The 17,274-nt window shown below is 59.6% G+C and carries 20 protein-coding genes; 12 read left to right on the plus strand and 8 right to left on the minus strand.

What is annotated here, in order from left to right; translation table 11 throughout:
* Positions 1-166 precede the first annotated feature (166 nt).
* Both epsC and cysS read left to right on the plus strand, forming a co-directional pair.
* On the plus strand, positions 167-820 hold the full coding sequence (gene epsC, locus SRB521_RS05305) for a serine O-acetyltransferase EpsC (protein WP_033117530.1): 654 nt from the start codon (positions 167-169) through the stop codon (positions 818-820).
* 12 nt (positions 821-832) lie between these two features.
* Complete coding sequence (gene cysS, locus SRB521_RS05310; protein ID WP_116722409.1) at positions 833-2,242, plus strand: cysteine--tRNA ligase; 1,410 nt, start codon at positions 833-835, stop codon at positions 2,240-2,242.
* Positions 2,243-2,295: 53 nt separating this feature from the next.
* Here the strand turns inward: cysS and SRB521_RS16645 are convergent, their stop codons facing one another.
* Complete coding sequence (locus SRB521_RS16645; protein ID WP_257534838.1) at positions 2,296-2,427, minus strand: hypothetical protein; 132 nt, start codon at positions 2,425-2,427, stop codon at positions 2,296-2,298.
* Positions 2,427-2,603, minus strand: a complete 177-nt coding sequence (locus tag SRB521_RS16035) for a hypothetical protein (protein ID WP_165366567.1) — start codon at positions 2,601-2,603, stop codon at positions 2,427-2,429. The genes SRB521_RS16645 and SRB521_RS16035 overlap by 1 nt, the downstream gene beginning before the upstream one ends.
* Positions 2,604-3,000: 397 nt before the next feature.
* On the opposite strand from SRB521_RS16035, the gene SRB521_RS16445 reads away from it, so the two are divergent.
* The 6 genes from SRB521_RS16445 to SRB521_RS05340 all read left to right on the plus strand — a co-directional run bounded on the left by SRB521_RS16445 (position 3,001) and on the right by SRB521_RS05340 (position 9,198).
* Positions 3,001-3,231, plus strand: a complete 231-nt coding sequence (locus SRB521_RS16445) for a PF20097 family protein (protein ID WP_075704200.1) — start codon at positions 3,001-3,003, stop codon at positions 3,229-3,231.
* A gap of 197 nt (positions 3,232-3,428) precedes the next feature.
* On the plus strand, positions 3,429-4,790 hold the full coding sequence (locus SRB521_RS05320) for an MATE family efflux transporter (RefSeq protein ID WP_075704199.1): 1,362 nt from the start codon (positions 3,429-3,431) through the stop codon (positions 4,788-4,790).
* Between the two features lie 119 nt (positions 4,791-4,909).
* The gene (gene polA, locus SRB521_RS05325; protein ID WP_075704198.1) at positions 4,910-7,558 is read left to right on the plus strand and encodes a DNA polymerase I; all 2,649 of its coding nucleotides are present in this window, start codon (positions 4,910-4,912) and stop codon (positions 7,556-7,558) included.
* A 24-nt stretch (positions 7,559-7,582) separates the two neighbouring features.
* On the plus strand, positions 7,583-8,173 hold the full coding sequence (locus tag SRB521_RS05330; protein WP_075704197.1) for a GNAT family N-acetyltransferase: 591 nt from the start codon (positions 7,583-7,585) through the stop codon (positions 8,171-8,173).
* 1 nt (position 8,174) lies between these two features.
* The gene (gene rimI, locus SRB521_RS05335) at positions 8,175-8,633 is read left to right on the plus strand and encodes a ribosomal protein S18-alanine N-acetyltransferase (RefSeq protein WP_116722408.1); all 459 of its coding nucleotides are present in this window, start codon (positions 8,175-8,177) and stop codon (positions 8,631-8,633) included.
* A complete protein-coding gene (locus SRB521_RS05340; protein ID WP_242943936.1) occupies positions 8,620-9,198 on the plus strand; it encodes a GNAT family N-acetyltransferase in 579 nt (192 codons plus the stop codon). The genes rimI and SRB521_RS05340 overlap by 14 nt, the downstream gene beginning before the upstream one ends.
* On the opposite strand, the gene SRB521_RS05345 is transcribed toward SRB521_RS05340, so the two are convergent.
* Complete coding sequence (locus SRB521_RS05345; RefSeq protein ID WP_075704196.1) at positions 9,162-9,401, minus strand: hypothetical protein; 240 nt, start codon at positions 9,399-9,401, stop codon at positions 9,162-9,164. The two genes, SRB521_RS05340 and SRB521_RS05345, sit on opposite strands and share 37 nt — an antisense overlap.
* Positions 9,402-9,478: 77 nt before the next feature.
* On the opposite strand from SRB521_RS05345, the gene SRB521_RS05350 reads away from it, so the two are divergent.
* The 3 genes from SRB521_RS05350 to SRB521_RS05360 all read left to right on the plus strand — a co-directional run bounded on the left by SRB521_RS05350 (position 9,479) and on the right by SRB521_RS05360 (position 11,658).
* The gene (locus tag SRB521_RS05350; RefSeq protein ID WP_075704195.1) at positions 9,479-9,742 is read left to right on the plus strand and encodes a helix-turn-helix domain-containing protein; all 264 of its coding nucleotides are present in this window, start codon (positions 9,479-9,481) and stop codon (positions 9,740-9,742) included.
* Complete coding sequence (gene tsaD, locus SRB521_RS05355) at positions 9,723-10,733, plus strand: tRNA (adenosine(37)-N6)-threonylcarbamoyltransferase complex transferase subunit TsaD (protein ID WP_075704194.1); 1,011 nt, start codon at positions 9,723-9,725, stop codon at positions 10,731-10,733. The genes SRB521_RS05350 and tsaD overlap by 20 nt, the downstream gene beginning before the upstream one ends.
* 73 nt (positions 10,734-10,806) lie before the next feature.
* Positions 10,807-11,658 (plus strand): patatin-like phospholipase family protein, encoded by an 852-nt coding sequence (locus tag SRB521_RS05360; RefSeq protein ID WP_075704193.1) that lies wholly within the window; start codon positions 10,807-10,809, stop codon positions 11,656-11,658.
* A 108-nt stretch (positions 11,659-11,766) separates the two neighbouring features.
* On the opposite strand, the gene ppk1 is transcribed toward SRB521_RS05360, so the two are convergent.
* From ppk1 to SRB521_RS05385, 5 genes are all read right to left on the minus strand, one after another.
* Complete coding sequence (gene ppk1, locus SRB521_RS05365; RefSeq protein ID WP_242976588.1) at positions 11,767-13,044, minus strand: polyphosphate kinase 1; 1,278 nt, start codon at positions 13,042-13,044, stop codon at positions 11,767-11,769.
* 519 nt (positions 13,045-13,563) lie between these two features.
* Positions 13,564-14,265 (minus strand): hypothetical protein, encoded by a 702-nt coding sequence (locus SRB521_RS05370; protein WP_116722405.1) that lies wholly within the window; start codon positions 14,263-14,265, stop codon positions 13,564-13,566.
* A 688-nt stretch (positions 14,266-14,953) separates the two neighbouring features.
* Positions 14,954-15,139: a hypothetical protein gene (locus tag SRB521_RS05375; RefSeq protein WP_129868795.1), complete on the minus strand. Its 186-nt coding sequence runs from the start codon at positions 15,137-15,139 to the stop codon at positions 14,954-14,956.
* A 15-nt stretch (positions 15,140-15,154) separates the two neighbouring features.
* Positions 15,155-15,814, minus strand: coding sequence for a hypothetical protein (locus SRB521_RS05380; protein WP_116722404.1), 660 nt, complete (start codon positions 15,812-15,814; stop codon positions 15,155-15,157).
* A 213-nt stretch (positions 15,815-16,027) separates the two neighbouring features.
* Positions 16,028-16,915, minus strand: a complete 888-nt coding sequence (locus tag SRB521_RS05385; RefSeq protein ID WP_116722403.1) for a Ppx/GppA phosphatase family protein — start codon at positions 16,913-16,915, stop codon at positions 16,028-16,030.
* 89 nt (positions 16,916-17,004) lie between these two features.
* Between SRB521_RS05385 and SRB521_RS05390 the strand changes: the two genes are divergently transcribed.
* A complete protein-coding gene (locus SRB521_RS05390; RefSeq protein ID WP_129868796.1) occupies positions 17,005-17,259 on the plus strand; it encodes a hypothetical protein in 255 nt (84 codons plus the stop codon).
* Positions 17,260-17,274: the final 15 nt, after the last annotated feature.

The following is a 17,274-nucleotide window of genomic DNA, read 5'->3' on the forward strand; positions in this document are numbered from 1 at the left end:
CGTGAAGTGCATCCGGGAGCGCGGGGACGTAACGTCCCACGGATGGCCCCGTTATCGGCTCTTGAGTGAGAAACGAGAGTGGAACCGCGTTTTGTCTGTGACGACGCCTCTCATGCCTTTGAGCATGAGAGGCGTTTTTGCTTGTCCAAGAATAGGAGGGACCCCTATGTTCAAACGACTTTCCGAGACTCTGGCGGCCTATCAGGCCCGGGACCCGGCGGCCCGATCCAAGCTGGAGATATTTTTGCTGTATCCGGGCGTACACGCCATCCTCTTTCACCGGGTATCCCACTGGCTGTACCGGCACAGGCTGTTCTTTCTGGCCCGGCTCAATTCCCAGATCGCCCGACACATCACCGGCATTGAGATCCATCCCGGCGCCCGGATCGGCCGCCGCTTCGTCATCGACCACGGTATGGGTATCGTCATCGGAGAGACCACAGAGATCGGAGACGACGTGCTCCTTTACCACGGCGTTACCTTGGGCGGCACTGGAAAGGACCAGGGGAAGCGGCACCCCACCATTGGAAACGGCGTCATGATCGCCTGCGGGGCCAAGGTCCTGGGGCCTTTTAAGGTGGGGGACGGGGCGCGGATCGCCTCCAACGCCGTGGTGCTCAGCGAGATCCCGGCAGAGGCCACGGCCGTGGGCGTCCCTGCCCGGGTGGTGCGCATCGCGGGTGAAAAGATGAACTACGCCGCCGATGTGGACCAGATCCATATCACCGATCCGGTACAAAAAGAGCTTCAGGCCATCAGTTCCCGGCTGGAGTGGCTGGAAAAACTGATGGATGAGCAGGCAAAAAGTGAAAATTTGTAAGGAGCTATCAGTATGAAATTGTACAATTCCGCGTCTCATACCAAGGAGGAGTTTATCCCCCATGAGCCCGGCAAGGTATCCATGTATACCTGCGGCCCTACGGTCTATCATTTTGCCCATATTGGAAATCTCCGCAGCTATATTATGGAGGATATTCTGGAGAAGTTTCTCCGCTACGACGGCTATGAGGTCAAGCGCGTGATGAACATCACCGATGTGGGACACCTCTCCTCCGACGCCGATACCGGCGAGGACAAGATGCTCAAGGGGGCCCAGCGGGAGCACAAGTCCGTCATGGAAATCGCCCGGTTTTATACCGAAGCCTTTTTTAACGACTGCAAGAAGCTCAATATCAAATATCCCGATGTGGTGCAGCCCGCCACCGGTATGATCGAGAGCTATATCAAGGTCATTTCCGGGCTGTTGGAAAAGGGCTACGCCTATCAGGCGGGGGGCAATGTTTATTTTGACACCGCCAAGCTGGAGCACTATTATGTGTTTAACGACCACGACGAGGAGGACCTGGCGGTGGGCGTCCGGGAGGGCGTGGACGCGGACAACAATAAACGGAACAAGACGGATTTTGTGCTCTGGTTCACCAAATCCAAGTTCGAGGATCAGGCCCTCAAGTGGGACTCCCCCTGGGGCGTGGGGTACCCGGGCTGGCACATCGAATGTTCCTGTATCTCCATGCGGTATCTGGGCGAATACCTGGACATCCACTGTGGCGGCATCGACAACGCCTTCCCTCACCATACCAACGAGATCGCGCAAAGTGAGGCATATCTGGGGCATCCCTGGTGCAGATACTGGGTCCACGTCCACCACCTGGACACCGCCGGCGGAAAAATGTCCAAGTCCAAGGGCGAGTTCACCACCGTCACCACCCTGGAGGAGAGGGGATATGATCCCCTGGTCTACCGCCTTTTCTGCCTCCAGTCGCACTACCGTAAGAGTCTTACCTTCTCCTGGGAGAACCTGGACAACGCCAGAGCGGCCTATGACAAGCTGGTGGCCCGGGTAGCCGCGCTGACCGGAGAGGGTACCGTGGACGAGGCAGCGGTGGAGGCGCATCAAGCGGCTTTCAAGGAGGCACTGGGCAACGATCTGAACACCTCGCTGGCTGTCACCCGTCTCTATGACGTGCTGAAGGCGGACGTGAACGACGAGACCAAGCGCGCCCTGGTCGGAAGCTTTGACCAGGTCTTGGGCCTGGACCTGCTGGAGAAGGCCGCGGCGCTCCGGGAGAAAGAGAAGGTCCCCGCCGAGGGAGCCGAGGAGATCGAGGCGCTCATCGCCCAGCGGGCCGGGGCAAAAAAAGACAAAAATTGGGCGGAAGCGGACCGTATCCGCGACGTGCTCAAGGCCATGGGCGTGGAGATCAAGGACACCCCCGCCGGGGTGGAGTGGAAGCGGATCTGACCCACACGGCAAGGCCCCGCCGTCCGACTGCTGTTCGGACGACGGGGCCTTTCTCATGGTTCTGTGATGGGTTTGGCTTTTTCCTTGGTACGCTTGGGCCCGCCTTGGAGCTCGGGGACCGGCGGGACATCGTTCCGGGGCTGCGTATGGGTCCGCTCCGGACGCTTCATCCCCTGCTTTGCCATCAGCCGTCCCCCCGCAATAGGTTGTCGGCATAGCCCTGGAGATCGTCAAAGGTATTCACGTTCTTGACGCGCATACTGATCTGGTCCCGCACATAATCGGGCAGGGACTCGAAGTAGGCCTCGGCCTTGTGGTCGTGCCGAAACAGGGCGTACATATCCGCATATTCGCGCTGCATGGTGCACCTCACACGTCGTTGCCCGGAATCGACTGTTTCTTGGCGTTCCGGTTCTGGTTTTGGTTCTCTCGGGTGATGGGCGTTTGCCCTTTGCTTTTTTTCATCCGAGCCTGCTTGCTGTCAGGCTGACTGTCCTTCGGCATTTCCAATCACCTCATCGCTAGTCTGTGCGGTGCAAGGCAAAATCAATCAGACAAATTGTGGTTTGGATTTACGAAGCCGAGCCGTTCCAGGAGGGACATGGCAGCGCGGACTGGGACAACAGCTCAGCTCAGGGTGACGGTGCAGGCCGTCCTTGATTTGGCCGCGCGTTGAAAAATCACTGCCTTCATGGTACAATACTGTAAGCAGGAGCGCAGCAGGGATCTGCCGCGGTTGAATGGGAGGCGCCGATAAAATGAAGTGTCCATATTGCCAAAAAGAAATGAGATCCGGTTATATTCCAAACGGAGGCCAGCCGGTCCAGTGGATTCCTGACGGGGAAAGGCCCTCTATGATTGCCTTTTCAACGGCCGAAAAGGGGATTCCCCTCCTAGGTGGGTTCAAGCCGCTGAAGGCGAACGGATATATGGCCCAGGCGCATTACTGTGCAGATTGCAAAATAGTGATCGCAGCGACCCAACCGTGACGGCTGCGTCATAGGCCGTTGGACAAACCAGTCTTTACGGGCAGCCTTCTTCTCGAGGCTGCCCTTCACTGGTTCCAGCACAAATGCACAGGTGGGGAAAAGGGACAGGAGGTCCGCCCTCCTTGCCCCGGGAGGAAATTTGTGCTACAATTTTGTATTATTTTTCTGCAAGATACAACAGAAGGGGAAAGAGTGCCTTGTCGGAACGGAAGAACGACTTTTCAAAGGGAAGCATTCCAAGAAATATTCTGACGCTGGCGGCCCCTATGACGCTGGCGCAGCTCATCAATGTCCTCTACAGCGTGGTGGACCGGATGTACCTCGGACGGCTGCCCGGGCATCTGGCGCTCACCGGACTGGGACTTACCATGCCCATCGTCTCCATTCTGATGGGGTTTGCCAACCTCTGCGGCATGGGCGGCGCGCCGCTGTGCTCCATCTGCCGGGGGCAGGGAGACGATGAGGAGGCCGAGCATATTCTGGGCAATTCCTTCACGTTGCTGCTGATCCTGGGTGCGGCGGCCACCCTGGTCTTTCTCCTGCTCAAGCGCCCGGTGCTCTGTCTCTTCGGCGCCAGTGAGGCCACCTTTCCCTATGCCGACGCCTATCTCACCATCTACCTCTGCGGCACCCTTTTCGTTATGGTGAGCCTAGGCATGAACCCCTTTATCAATGCGCAGGGCTTTGCCGAGATCGGCATGATGACGGTGGGGCTGGGCGCAGTGGTGAATATCGTCCTGGACCCCGTGTTCATCTTTGTGCTGGATATGGGAGTCCAGGGGGCGGCGCTGGCCACTGTGATCGCACAGGGCTGCTCGGCGGTGTGGGTGCTCAAATTCCTCACCGGGAAGAGGGCCATCCTGCGGCTGAAATTTGACTGCCTGGCCCTTTCCGCGCGCCGGGTCAGAAAGATCGTCTCGCTGGGGTTGGCCGGATTCTTTGTAAACCTCACCAACAGTCTGGTCCAGGTGGTCTGCAATACCACGCTCCAGGCCTATGGCGGCGACCTCTATGTGGGGGCCATGACCATCATCAACTCCATCCGCGAGGTGGTCTCCATGCCGGTCCAGGGGCTCTCCAACGGGTCCCAGCCCGTGCTGGGCTACAACTACGGCGCGGGGGAGTCCCGCAGAGTCCGGCAGGGGATTCGCTTCACCTCCATCGTGGTGGTCCTCTATTCGACTGCGGCCTGGGCGATCATCATGCTGGCGCCGGAGGCGATGATCCGCCTGTTCACCAGCGAACAGCCCATTTTGGACGTGGGGATCCCGGCGCTGCGCATCTATTTCAGCCTCTTCATCATCATGTCGCTCCAAATCGCGGGTCAGTCCGTCTTTACCGCGCTGGGCCGCTCCAAAAACGCCATTTTTTTCTCTTTGCTGCGGAAAGCCATCATCAACGCCCCCCTTACGCTGCTGCTTCCCTATTTGGGCATGGGGACCGACGGCGTGTTCGTCGCCGAGGCCGTCTCCCAGCTCATCGGGGGGCTGGCCTGCTTCCTCACCATGTATGCGGTGGTCTACCGGCCGCTGGGCAGCCTGGAGCGGGCGGGGAGCTGAGAGGGAAAACGCCGCGTCCGGCGCAAACTCCCGGGCGGGGCCTGTTTTAGCTTGCCCATGTGGGGGAAAACTGATATACTGTAAGAACTTATTTTGATCCGCAGGCGGGAGGCTTCTCCATGAAACTTATGGTCATCGACGGAAATTCCATCCTCAATCGGGCTTTTTACGGCGTCCGGCCCCTCTCTACCCGGGACGGCACGCCCACCAACGCCGTCTATGGCTTTCTCACCATCCTCCAGAAGCTGGTGGGGGAGGAGGAGCCCGACGCCCTGTGCGTCTGTTTCGATCTGAAGGCGCCCACCTTCCGCCATTTGGCCTATGAGGGCTATAAGGCCCAGCGTAAGCCCATGCCGGAGGACCTGGTGGTCCAGGTGCCCCTCCTCAAGGAGGTGCTGGACGCCATGAACATTCCCCGCTATGAGTTGGAGGGCTGGGAGGCTGACGATCTCATCGGCACCATCTCAAAGCTGGATACCGCCGCCGGCTGGGAGACCGTGATCGTCACCGGGGACAAGGACTCGCTCCAACTGATCACCCAGACGGCCAGGGTCAAGCTGGTGACCACCCGCATGGGGCAGACCGCCACCCGGGATATGACGCCGGAGACCTTTCGGGCGGAGTACGGCTTTGACCCCATCCACATCATCGATCTCAAGGCCCTCATGGGGGATGCCTCCGACAATATACCCGGCGTGAAGGGCGTCGGGGAAAAGACCGCCATGGACCTCATCCAGAGATACCAGAGCGTGGAGGCCATTTACGCCGATCTGGAAGCGGTGGAGGCCAAGCCCGCCGTCCTCAAAAAGCTGGGCGAAGGCCGGGAGCAGGCCCGGATGTCCTACGAGCTGGCCACGATCCGGTGCGACGCCCCTGTGCGTTTCACCCCGGAGGAGGCACTGCGCAGGCCGGTCAACGAGCCGGTGCTCTATGAGCTGTTTCTGCGCCTGGAATTCGCCAAGCTCATCGATAAGCTGGGACTCAAAGGGAACCAGGGGCTGGCGCACGCCGAAAAGGCGGAGGCGCCTCAGGTCCAGGCGGAGCTGATCACCGACCCGGCGGCCCTCGCCGGACTTTTGGAGGAGTGGAAAGGGGCCGAGCGGGTCTTTCTCCAGGCGCTGCCCTCCCTGGACGGCGTATGCGTGCTCCAGGGGGAGCGTATGTCCGCTGTGTTTGCCGAGCGGGTGGGGGCGGGACCCTACCGGGATTTTCTCAAGACCTTTTTCAGCGGTGCGGTGCGCAAGGTATCCCATGACGGGAAGGATCTGATGCATCAGCTCCTGGGGGAGGGGCTCACCGCGGAGGGCTTTGTCTTCGACACGGCCCTGGCGGCCTACCTCCTGGCCCCCACCGACGGGAGCTATGCCATGGATAAGCTGGCCATATCCTATTTCAACACCGAGCTGCCGTCCCGGAAGGATTGGGCGGAGCCGGAGGCGTGGGGACCTCTGGCCGACCCGGCGCCCGCCCTCGCGGCGCTGTCGGCCTGGACGGGGATGGTGGCCGCCCTGTATGAGGCGCTCTCCCCCAAGCTGGAGGAGCTGGGCATGCATGAGCTCTACTATCAGGTGGACCTCCCCCTGTGCCCGGTGCTGGCCCGCATGGAGCGGGCGGGGATGCTGGTGGACCGCAGGGCTCTGGCGGCCTTTGGCGAGATGCTGGACGGGCGCATCGAGGCCGATGTGAGGATCATCTACGAGCTGGCGGGAGAGGAATTCAACATCAACTCCACCCAGCAGTTGGGGCGCGTCCTGTTCGAGCAGCTTGGCCTGCCGCCGGTGAAAAAGACCAAGACCGGCTATTCCACCAATGTGGAGGTGCTGGAAAAGCTGCGGGGAAAACACCCCATCATCGACGTCATCATGGACTACCGCCAGCTTGCCAAGCTCAAGAGCACCTATGTGGACGGGCTGACCAAGGTCATCGCCGACGATGGGCGCATCCACACCTCCTTCCAGAACACCGTCACCACCACCGGGCGCCTCTCCTCCACGGAGCCCAACCTCCAGAACATCCCCGTCCGCACGGAGCTGGGGGCGGAGCTCCGGAAGATGTTTGTGGCGCCGGCGGGGTACAAGCTGGTGGACGCGGATTACTCCCAGATTGAGCTGCGGCTGCTGGCCCATATCTCCGGCGACAAAGCCATGCAGGAGGCGTTCCTCACCGGCGAGGATATCCACACGGCCACCGCCGCCCAGGTGCTGGGCATCCCGCCGGAGCAGGTGACCCACGCCCAGCGTTCCGCCGCCAAGGCGGTGAATTTCGGCATCGTGTACGGCATTTCGGCCTTCTCCCTTTCCGAGGACATCCACGTGAGCGTGGCGGAGGCCAGGGATTATATCGAGCGCTATCTGGGCCATTACGCCGGCGTCCGGGATTACAGGAAGCGGGTGGTGGAACAGGCCAGGCAGGACGGCTACGTCTCCACCCTGATGGGCCGCCGCCGTTGGCTGCCCGAGATCAAGTCCTCCAATTTCAATCTGCGCTCCTTCGGCGAGCGGGTGGCCCTCAATATGCCCATCCAGGGCACCGCCGCCGACCTCATCAAGCTGGCCATGATCCGGGTGGACGACCGCCTGCGCCGGGAGGGGCTGGCGGCCCGGCTGATCCTTCAGGTCCACGATGAGCTCATCGTGGAGTGTCCCGACGCCGAGGTGGAGCGGGTCAAGGCGCTGCTGACCGAGGAGATGGAGGGCGTGTCCGCGCTCTCCGTGCCCATGAAGGCCGACTCCGCCGCCGGACAGAGCTGGGCGGAGGCCAAGGAGTGAGACAGACAGAGGGGAGGACCATCCATGGAGCTGCGGCCGATCTCTGATTTGGCAGGCTGGTATGCGCGGGAGCTCTCTGAGGCGTTCCCGGAGAACGAGCGCAAACCCCTCGCCGATATGATGTCCGAGATGGAACGGGGCTGCTATGAGCCGCTGGGCCTCTATGAGGGGCAGGCGCTGCTGGGCTATGCCACGCTCTGGAGCCGGGAGGCGTTCCCCGGCTATGTGCTGCTGGACTACCTCGGCGTTACCGCCGGACGGCGGAACGGCGGGCTGGGCGCGGCCATCCTCCGGCTGCTGGGGGAGCGGTATGCGGGCCGGGCCCTGATCATCACTGAGGCGGAGGCCCCGGTCCCCGGCGGCCCCGAGGCGGAAAACGCCCTGCGGCTGCGGCGCATCGGTTTTTACGAGCGGTGCGGCTTTGCGCCGGTGTATGACATAGGGTCCTGCGGCGTTCGGTTCCGGGCCCTGGTCCTGGGTCGGATGCCCGCCGGCATGGAGAAGTTGATGGCGGCCCACCGGGCCATTTACGGCCCCGGGCGCCCCGATGTGAAGATCCCGCTGGGGCCCGGCGAGATACCGGAACCCCCATATTGGATGAAGGGACGAAACTGACTTGAAGAGAAAACTGGTGCCCATGGACCGCTCCCATCTGCCGCAGGTGCTCGCCATTGAGCGGGCCTGCTTTTCCAAGCCCTGGTCGGAGCAGACCTTTGCGGACGAGCTCTACAACGACGCCGTCTCCCTGGTAGTGGCTGAGGGGGAGGACGGCGCCGTGCTGGGCTACGGCGAGGTGAGCGTGGTGCTGGACGAGGGCTGCCTGGAAAAGATCGCCGTGGCGGAGGACAGCCGCCGTCAAGGGGTGGCGGAGGAGATCCTGGGCGCTTTTCTCCGCTTTGGGGAGGCCCATCTGGCGTTTCTCACCCTGGAGGTGCGGGCGTCCAACGCCCCAGCCATCGCCCTCTACGAGAAGATGGGCTTTGAGACGGTGGGCCGGAGAAAGAATTATTACGCGGATCTCCATGAGGACGCGATTTTAATGACGGTGGAGTTTGATCGGATTGGAACAGTATGAATGTAAGCGACTGGATCTGGACGCCCTGCACCTTGTCTACCGGGAACACCTGACGCCGGATTTTCCCCCCGCTGAACGCAAACCCCTCTCCGCCATGGAAAAGCTCCTGTCCGCCGGGCGGTACGAGCCCTGGGGACTCTACCGGGGAGAGGAACTGATGGCGTATGCCCTGCTGTGGAGGGACCCGGAAGGCGGCTTCGTGCTGCTGGACTATCTGGGCGTCTGCCGGGACAAGCCCAGGGGACAGGGCATCGGCACCGTGATGGTGGCCCATCTGATGGAGCAGTACCGCCACGTCAGCGGGATTCTGGTGGAGGCCGAGGCGGAGGGGGACGACGCCTCCCCGGAGGAGAATGGGCTCCGGGCCAGGCGGCTGGCCTTTTACCGCCGCCTGGGGTTCCGGGAGTTGGGCTATGCGGCGCGTATTTTCGGCGTGCGGTACGCCATGCTCCTGTACGGGGACCGGACCGGGGAGGAGGCCATGGAGGCCCACCAGCGGCTCTATCACTATGAGTTCAGCCCCTGGCTCTACGATCGGTTCATCCATATCCCCGAGAGGTCGTGAGAGAGCTCCAGGCCCATGCGCAGTCCGGCGGAAAAGGAGACTTCTCCCCAGGTGTACATGCGGGCATAGGCCGCATCCTCCAGGTCCAGCCAGCTCCCCCCGCGGGCGCGGCGCCACTCCGCCATGGCGGCCTGGTAATCGGGACTGGACAATTGACTTTTGATTACGAATGTGTCATAGAGAATTAGTAAGGATGAGTTCATAGTATCACCTCGGCACGACTATTTTGATCTATATCCAGTATACTAGACTAAAATAGTCGTGTCAAGAAGGAGTTTTTATGTATCTGCTTCGATTAAAAGAGCTGAGAGAAAGCCGTGGACTGACACAGACGGAGCTGGCCCAGCTCATGCAGGTTGTTCCACGGCAATACCAGCGCTATGAGCGGGGGGAACAGGAGCCGCGGTTGGCCGGTTGGATTTTTTTGGCGGACCTCTATGACGTGTCGCTGGACTACCTAGTGGGCCGCTCCGACGATCCCACCCGATATGGAGCCTCCGCTCCAGAGAAAGAAGGACCTGCCCTTGAACATTCTGGCCTTTGAATCCTCCTGTGACGAGACCGCGGCCGCCGTGGTGCGGGACGGGCGGACCGTCCTCTCCGACGCCATCGCCTCCCAGGCCGACATGCACGCCCTCTACGGAGGCGTGGTGCCTGAGATCGCCTCCCGCAAGCATGTGGAGGCCATCGCGGGTCTGGCGGACGCCGCGCTGGCCGAAGCGGGTCTCCGGAAAGCCGATGTGGACGCGGTGGCCGTCACCTATGGCCCCGGCCTCATTGGGGCGCTGCTGGTGGGGGTGAATTTCGCAAAGTCCGTGGCCTATGGGCTGGGAGTGCCTCTCATCCCCGTCCACCATGTTCGGGGACATATCTCCGCCAACTACATCGCCCACCCGGAGCTGGAGCCCCCCTTCGTGTGCCTGTGCGTCTCCGGCGGCACCACCCTCATTGTGGATGTGCGGGACTACACCGAGATGGAAATCCTGGGCGCCACCAGGGATGATGCGGCGGGGGAGTGCTTTGACAAGGTGGCCCGGGTGCTGGGCATCGGCTACCCCGGAGGGGCCCCCATGGACCGCCTCTCCCGGACGGGAGACGCCGGAAGGTACGCCTTCCCCAGGGTGCAGGTCCACGACGCTCCGCTGGACATGTCCTTTTCCGGCTTGAAGACGGCCGCCATCAATCTCATCCACAACGCCCGGCAGAAGGAGGAGGCGCTGGATCTCCCGTCCCTGGCCGCCTCCTTTTCCGCGGCGGTCAGCGATATGCTGGTCCCCAGGGTCATGGAGGCCGCCCGCCGCTGCGGCCGCCGCAAAGTGGCGGTGGCGGGGGGCGTGGCGGCCAATTCCCGCATCCGCGCGGACCTGGAGGCGGCCTGTGCCGCGGCCGGATGCCGCCTCTACCTGCCTCCGCTCTCCCTGTGCGGGGACAATGGCGCCATGATCGGCTGTCAGGCCTATTACGAATATCTGGCCGGGCATACGGCGGATATGGCGCTCAACGCCTATGCCAACCGGGACATCGCAAAGGGCTGAGGGGGACTCCCTCGGCCCTTTGCAATTTGAGGCGAAAAGAGGTATAATATCCCTTACCAAAGGAGTGGTATCCATGAAAACCGGCATCGTGCTGGAGGGCGGCGCCCTCCGCACCATCTTTTCCAGCGGTGCCTGCGACGGACTTTTGGAGGCGGGACTGCTGCCGGACTATGTGATCGGCGTATCCGCCGGGATCGCCTATGGGGTGAGCTACGTTTCCCGCCAGTTCGGACGCAATCTGGAGATCCTGACCAAGTACGCCAATGACAAGCGGTACATGGGCAAGCGGAACCTGCTGCGGCCCGCCAACCGCTGCTATTTCGGGCTGAAATTCACCTATGAGGACATCCCCAACCGGCTGGTGCCCTTTGACTATGATACGTTTGCCGCCTTTCCCGGAGAGGTGGAGGCGGTGGTCACCAATTTGAACACCGGCAAGGCGGAGTACCTGCCGGTACCCCGGCGGGACGAGCATTTTCTGCTGCTCCAGGCCACCTGCGCCATGCCGCTTCTGTTTCCCGTCTACCACCTGGACGGGATGCCCTGCCTGGACGGCGGAGCGGCGGACGCCATTCCCTATGAGCGGGCCTTTGAGATGGGCTGCGACCGGGTGGTGGTGGTTCTCACCCGGGAGCGGAGCTACCGCAGGGAGCCGGAGAAGCTCCAGCCCTTTATCGACGTGCGGTACAGGCGGTATCCTCACTTCTGCGAGACCATGCGCCGCCGGGCGGAGACCTATAATGCCTCCCGGGAGCACCTCTTCCAGTTGGAGCGGGAGGGGAAGGTCCTCCTGTTTGCGCCCCAAAATACCCAGGGCTTTTCCCGTATCGAGCGGGATGTGGACAAGATCCGGGCGCTCTGGCAGGACGGATACGAGCAGACAAAGGCCCGCGCCGGCGAGGTCCGGTCGTTCTGGGGGCAGTAGACGGAAAAGACGAAAAAACGGCACGGCCTTTCAAAGGCCGTGCCGTTTTTGTGCACCGAAAACCGCCCGTTCTACAGCGAGGAGGCGCCTGCGGCGGGCCGGAAAGCGTCAGCTCCGGGACTTCAGCCGATCCAGAACGGCGGCAAAGAAGCCCTTCCGGCGCTCCGGGGCCGGGGAGACGGCCCCGGGGGCGGGCTCCTGGCGGGCGGCCTCCTCCATGAAGGCGGCCTGCGCATCCAAAGGGGCCTCCCCCCGGTCGGGGACGGGGAAATAATGCCCGTCGGAGCCCATGAGCCGTGCCTTTCCATTGTCCCGGCACAGGACGTCCACATAGTGGGCGATCTGCCGCCGGATGCCCTCGTCCAGCACGGGGCAGGCGATCTCTACCCGCCGCTCGGTGTTTCGGGTCATGAGGTCGGCGGAGCCGATGTACAGCCGGGCGTCCTTCCCGACGCCGAAGGCGAAGATGCGGGGATGCTCCAGGTATCGGCCCACGATGGAAAATACCCGGATACGGTCGGTCTTTCCGGGTACGCCGGGCCGGAGGCAGCAGATGCCGCGGACGTTCAGTACGATGTCCACTCCGGCCTGGCTGGCCTCCGAGAGCTTGTCGATCAGGTCGCGGTCGGTCACGGAGTTGCACTTTATAAAAATATGGGCCGGCTTGCCCGCCCTGGCCTTTGCGGTCTCCCCGTCGATGAGGGATATGAGCCGGTTTTTGAGGCCGTTCGGGGCGACCAGCAGGTGGCGGTACTCCCCCTCCAGGTTGGAGATGGACATGTTCTGGAAGAAAGCGGCCGCATCCGCGCCGATGGCGGGGTTGGAGGTGATCAGGCACAGGTCGGTGTACAGCTTGGCCGTCTTTTCATTGTAATTTCCGGTGCCTACCTGGGTGATATGCTGGATGCTGCCCCGCTCCCGCCGGGTGATGAGACAGATCTTGGAGTGGACCTTGACCCCCTCAAAGCCGTACTGCACCGTGCAGCCGGCGTCCTCCAGCCGCTCGGCCCAAGAAATATTGTTCTGCTCGTCGAAGCGGGCCCGCAGCTCCATGAGGACGGAGACGTCCTTGCCGTTCTCCGCCGCCGCGGCCAGGTACTCAATGAGCTTGGCCTTGGAGGCCAGGCGGTAGATGGTGATCTTGATGGAGAGCACATTGGGGTCGTTGGCCGCCTCGCGGATGAGCTGGAGAAAGGGGTCCATGGAGTGGAAGGGATAGAAGAGGAGCGCGTCGTGCCGCAGGACCTGCGGGAGGATCCTCTCACTCCGGCTGAGGCCCATTGGAAACTTCGGGGTAAAGGGCTCATAGCACAGCGCGGCTCTGCTCTCCCCGGGGAGCTGGCCCTCCAGGGAGTAGACATATAATAAGTTATGACATTGTTGCAACCAATTATATGGAGCGGATAGGTGTAGCCCATATTGTGGTACAAGAGAAAAACGGATCTACGTGGCGAGGTGTTGCTACATATTGGGGTTCTGTCGCAAATGGTATGATGGTTACTAATGCGATCACGCACTTCGGAAGCGTTTCATATAACGGAACATCCGGTAAGCAATATCGTGCTGTTGTAACTTTTTACGCTGGTGATGCCGAAGATGATACTCGCGGTGATTACAGGACTAAAACAACTACTGCTGTGACTGCACAATAATTGGATGGAAAAATGAGTAAAGCAACAAGGGCGTCTTTGGACACAATGTCCAAAGACGCCCTTGTTGCCATCTTTAAATCTTTCACTAATTTTGTCTATGCATGTAATGTTTTGGCTTATCCAATCAATACATGAATGAAGGCAATGCAGTAGATGCATCCTTTAACTCGCCATTGTAGAAAGTAAGGAGGAGGAAATTCGATGCAGTAAAATAGCGAAACTCCAACATAGTAGTGCTAATGGAGTCGAGTTTTTAATCTTTTACAAAAGAAATGTCAGCAACTCTATCCTTGAGACTAGATATCTCAGCAAAAGAACTGGAAAACAGATCCGCCAGCTTGCCATCGTCTGTCACATAGGTCATATACGGTGTCCCGGTGGAAATCGATGTACCTGCGTCTTGACTTGTATAAGTTTCCGCCGAATCACCCAGTCGAACCCCTTGGTATGTACAAAAATGATCCGATCGTGCGTGAACAACCCGAATATATTCGATCCCGGCATCAGAATAGAGGCCCTCTTTCAGCGGGTCAAAGTATGCCGTTATGATCTGCAAATCGTCGTTCTCATAGACTGAGCAGAGCACATCTTGAAATTCCTGAACATCCGCATCCAGGTACTGACCATAAGGAAGGTCGCTATCTATACATTTCAGGGTATCCCGGAAGTTCTGAGGCAAACTGGAAAATTTCATATCCGGCGCAACGATCACTACACCGTCCGTTAGAAGCGCTCTCGTGTAGGGATCCCAAGGAGACAATACTTCCCTGTATTGCTCAGGGAGTACTTCCGGCAGATACTCGAGTGTTCTGTCCAACCACGGGATAGGATGTTCTGTGGTTGGCACGGCTGTTTCCCCGGGATCGGACGCGCTGGACGGGACAGGAGCTTTTGCTGTACAGGAAGTCAAGACAATTGACAAAAAGGCAACTGCCAAAAGCAATTTAGATTTCATTTATGCTGCCCCTTTCATACGATTATCAAGATAAGTTTGATTGTTTATCATTATTTTACCATTTGTAAAAGACGCTGTAAAGAGTGAGCCCAGATATAAAAATAATAGGAGGTTAAATCATGGCAAATTATACTCTTCAATCCCATGGTGGCGCAGGTCTTTACATGACTGCTGATGGCACACCAACTGCGCGACGCAATGTATATATTAAAGCACGAGTCTCAGCCAGTCTTGATCAGACTTGGCGAATTGATTCGCCAAGCAATGGTGCACGGACAAGAATTTTTTCCTGTAAAAGTAATAACACTGGGGGTTATGCGCTAAATAATGCCACGGGAACAAACAACTGTGACATAATTTCACATATAGGTAACTATAAAGATAGTTTAGTCGAATTTGAGCGATATGGCCCCAATGTGTACTACATCAAGTCTATCACCAATGGTCGGTACTTAACTGCTGATGGTACTTCTGCAAACAGCAATGTATCTTGGCAAATCAAGGCATCAAGCGAGGCTCAGCGCTGGAAATTGTCCGTAGTTTCAGAAGGAGCCGGGCCCTTCTCGGTTTCCAGCTTTGGTGACGGTCTTACTAACAATGTCACTCATACAAGTAGCAATTCACAGATTGCAGTTTACAAGCTTTCTTCCACTCAAAAATTGCGGCTTGCAATTACTCTTACAGGAAACTACGCAATCAGCAGTTCTAATCTTGTTCCTCCCGGAAAAACAGTATCTGCAAAAACAAATTGTGCATTTTTTAGTTCCCAATCTGTAGCAAGTTTCAATGGCCTGTTTAAGTCAGGAAGTAACCTGTATTTAAATAGTTCAACAGCAACAATTCCGGAAAGTGAAACGAACATCACAGCTTTCATTAATGACGGAACACATTACACCGTCTTGCCCTCCTCCAGAGGGCGGGGCGGGGATGCAGGCTCCGGGGGGACTGTTTCAGCCGGGGCAGGCTCCGGCGTGGGGGCCGGGGGCGCTTCCTCTACCGGCGCGGGCTTTGCACTTCGGGACACTTTGTCTCGAGGTTTAGCCGGGGAAGCCTTGTCCGGGGACGCCTTATCTGCCTTGGAGAGGCGGCCCTTGCGTGGCTTTTCCGGCTGCTCTGCCTTTTTGTCCGGTGCGGCCTTTTCTACCTTCGGCGCACGGCCACGGCGGGGCTTTTCCTGTTTCGGCTCCGGCGCTTCCACTTTTTCCAGCCCGGCAGGGACGGCAGGCTCCTTATCCGGCTCCACTTCCTCGGGGATGTATGTGCCGAAAGACGGTTGCTCGTCCGGGGAAACATCCCCCATTTCAAACAGGGCGGCCTTGTCCTCCTGCTCCAGAATGAGCGTTTCCTCTGAGGTCAGCCCCTCTGCCTCAAGCGGAGCCGATGGCTCCTGTTCCACCGCATCCCGCGCCGCCGCCCGGCGCTCGGCCATGAGCTCGTTGATTTTATCAAAGTCAACCACTACATCACCGGGGCCGGAGGGAGAGGGCGGCTGCTGTTCTGGCGTGGGGGTATGATCCTCCGGGACGCCCGTTTGCTTCTTGTCGTCCATTTACTAGCCTCCTTCAATTTCTACTTTCTGCACAAGAATGGAACGAAAAGTTTGTTGAATATTTTTTGTGTTTTTTCTCCTTTCCCCGGACTTCTCCACGCAAAAAGGCCGCCCAAAGTCTCTTTTGGACGGCCTTCTGCGTAATGTGATAGTCTCAGTTTTTTATTTTTTCTTTCCTCGGCTCCGAAAAGCCTTGATATTACAGCGTTCCTATTAGGAGGTAATCATAAGGTAGCCCTCACGGACGCCGGAGGAGGAAGCGGTCACCAGCTCCACTCCATAGGCCTTGATGATCGTATTCAAAATGACCAGGCCGGGCACCAGAGTGTGGACCCGGTCCGGGGCGGCATGGAGAATTTGACGCAGCGTGTCCCGGCCATCTTTTTTCAGCAGCTTGTATAGCTCACGCAGCTCTTCCGCCGTCATGGAACGGCTCTCGGGCGGCTTGTGGAATACGTCCACGGAGAGCTTGTTGAGGGCCCGGATGGTGCCCCCCACGCCGCACAGGCGGCCGCGGCGGACGCCCGCGGTCCTGGCGCGGTCCAACTGCTCCTCCACATAGGCGCGCATGGCCTTGCGCTCCTCAGACGTGGGGAAGAGCCCGTTTACGAACCGGGTGTAGAGGGAGAGAGAACCCACCGGCAGGGAGCAGGCCGAGGTGATGGACATATCCTCATAGGACACCAGCTCGAAGGAGCCGCCGCCAATGTCCGCCAGCAGGCCGGTGGATACGCCGCCGGGAAGTACGGCGCCCTTAAAGGAGAGGGCGGCCTCCGCGTCGCCCGAGAGGACCTCCACAGGGATGCCGGTCACGTCCCGAATGGTCTCCACCGCCTCTCCGGTGTTGGAGATGTTGCGGAGGGAGGCCGTGGCGAAAACGTGCATTTTCGACACCTGGAAGTTGTCCAGCAGGGCGCGGTAGCTGGAAAGGGTCCGGCAGGCCACCAGGATGCCGCTGTCGGAGAGTACGCCGCCCTGAACGTAGCCGGCCAGGCCGGCTATGGTCTTTTTATTGAGCAGGAGGCGGAAGTCCTGCCCCTCCCAGTGATAAATAGACAGCCGTATGGTATTGGAGCCCAGGTCCACAATGCCGCAGATCATGCTTCATGCCCGCTTTCCATTCCTTGATTTTTATATTCTACACGTTTGGAGACGGATGCGCAACGTGGTTGCGCTGAATTTACAGAGTTTTGACAAGACGACGCATCGGACGAGGCGTCCTGACGGAGGGCCAGAAGCGCCAGGTTATCCGCCAGGGCGGTAAAAAAGGCGGCCAGCACCCCCAGGTCGTCGGCGCTCCTTCCCTGGGCGATTTGGATCGCAGCCGCAGCGCTGAGCAGTACCAGGGTCTCGCCGGATGGGCCGGACGGGGCCGGACAAGACATAGAACCACCCCCAACCTCTCTCCTCCAGGCTATGTAGACGGACGCGCCCTGGTGTGGTAAAATAAATCTGAAAAT

The organism is Intestinimonas butyriciproducens (genome assembly GCF_004154955.1).
GTDB classification, from domain to species: domain Bacteria; phylum Bacillota; class Clostridia; order Oscillospirales; family Oscillospiraceae; genus Intestinimonas; species Intestinimonas butyriciproducens.

What these genes read in the sequence shown, in the direction of transcription:
- epsC (WP_033117530.1), top strand. Translation starts at nt 167, where the DNA reads ATGTTCAAACGACTTTCCGAGACTCTGGCGGCCTATCAGGCCCGGGAC.
- cysS (WP_116722409.1), top strand. Translation starts at nt 833, where the DNA reads ATGAAATTGTACAATTCCGCGTCTCATACCAAGGAGGAGTTTATCCCC.
- SRB521_RS16645 (WP_257534838.1), bottom strand. Translation starts at nt 2,427, where the DNA reads ATGGCAAAGCAGGGGATGAAGCGTCCGGAGCGGACCCATACGCAGCCC.
- SRB521_RS16035 (WP_165366567.1), bottom strand. Translation starts at nt 2,603, where the DNA reads ATGCAGCGCGAATATGCGGATATGTACGCCCTGTTTCGGCACGACCAC.
- SRB521_RS16445 (WP_075704200.1), top strand. Translation starts at nt 3,001, where the DNA reads ATGAAGTGTCCATATTGCCAAAAAGAAATGAGATCCGGTTATATTCCA.
- polA (WP_075704198.1), top strand. Translation starts at nt 4,910, where the DNA reads ATGAAACTTATGGTCATCGACGGAAATTCCATCCTCAATCGGGCTTTT.
- SRB521_RS05330 (WP_075704197.1), top strand. Translation starts at nt 7,583, where the DNA reads ATGGAGCTGCGGCCGATCTCTGATTTGGCAGGCTGGTATGCGCGGGAG.
- SRB521_RS05345 (WP_075704196.1), bottom strand. Translation starts at nt 9,401, where the DNA reads ATGAACTCATCCTTACTAATTCTCTATGACACATTCGTAATCAAAAGT.
- SRB521_RS05350 (WP_075704195.1), top strand. Translation starts at nt 9,479, where the DNA reads ATGTATCTGCTTCGATTAAAAGAGCTGAGAGAAAGCCGTGGACTGACA.
- SRB521_RS05360 (WP_075704193.1), top strand. Translation starts at nt 10,807, where the DNA reads ATGAAAACCGGCATCGTGCTGGAGGGCGGCGCCCTCCGCACCATCTTT.
- SRB521_RS05370 (WP_116722405.1), bottom strand. Translation starts at nt 14,265, where the DNA reads ATGAAATCTAAATTGCTTTTGGCAGTTGCCTTTTTGTCAATTGTCTTG.
- SRB521_RS05375 (WP_129868795.1), bottom strand. Translation starts at nt 15,139, where the DNA reads ATGAAAGCTGTGATGTTCGTTTCACTTTCCGGAATTGTTGCTGTTGAA.
- SRB521_RS05380 (WP_116722404.1), bottom strand. Translation starts at nt 15,814, where the DNA reads ATGGACGACAAGAAGCAAACGGGCGTCCCGGAGGATCATACCCCCACG.
- SRB521_RS05385 (WP_116722403.1), bottom strand. Translation starts at nt 16,915, where the DNA reads ATGATCTGCGGCATTGTGGACCTGGGCTCCAATACCATACGGCTGTCT.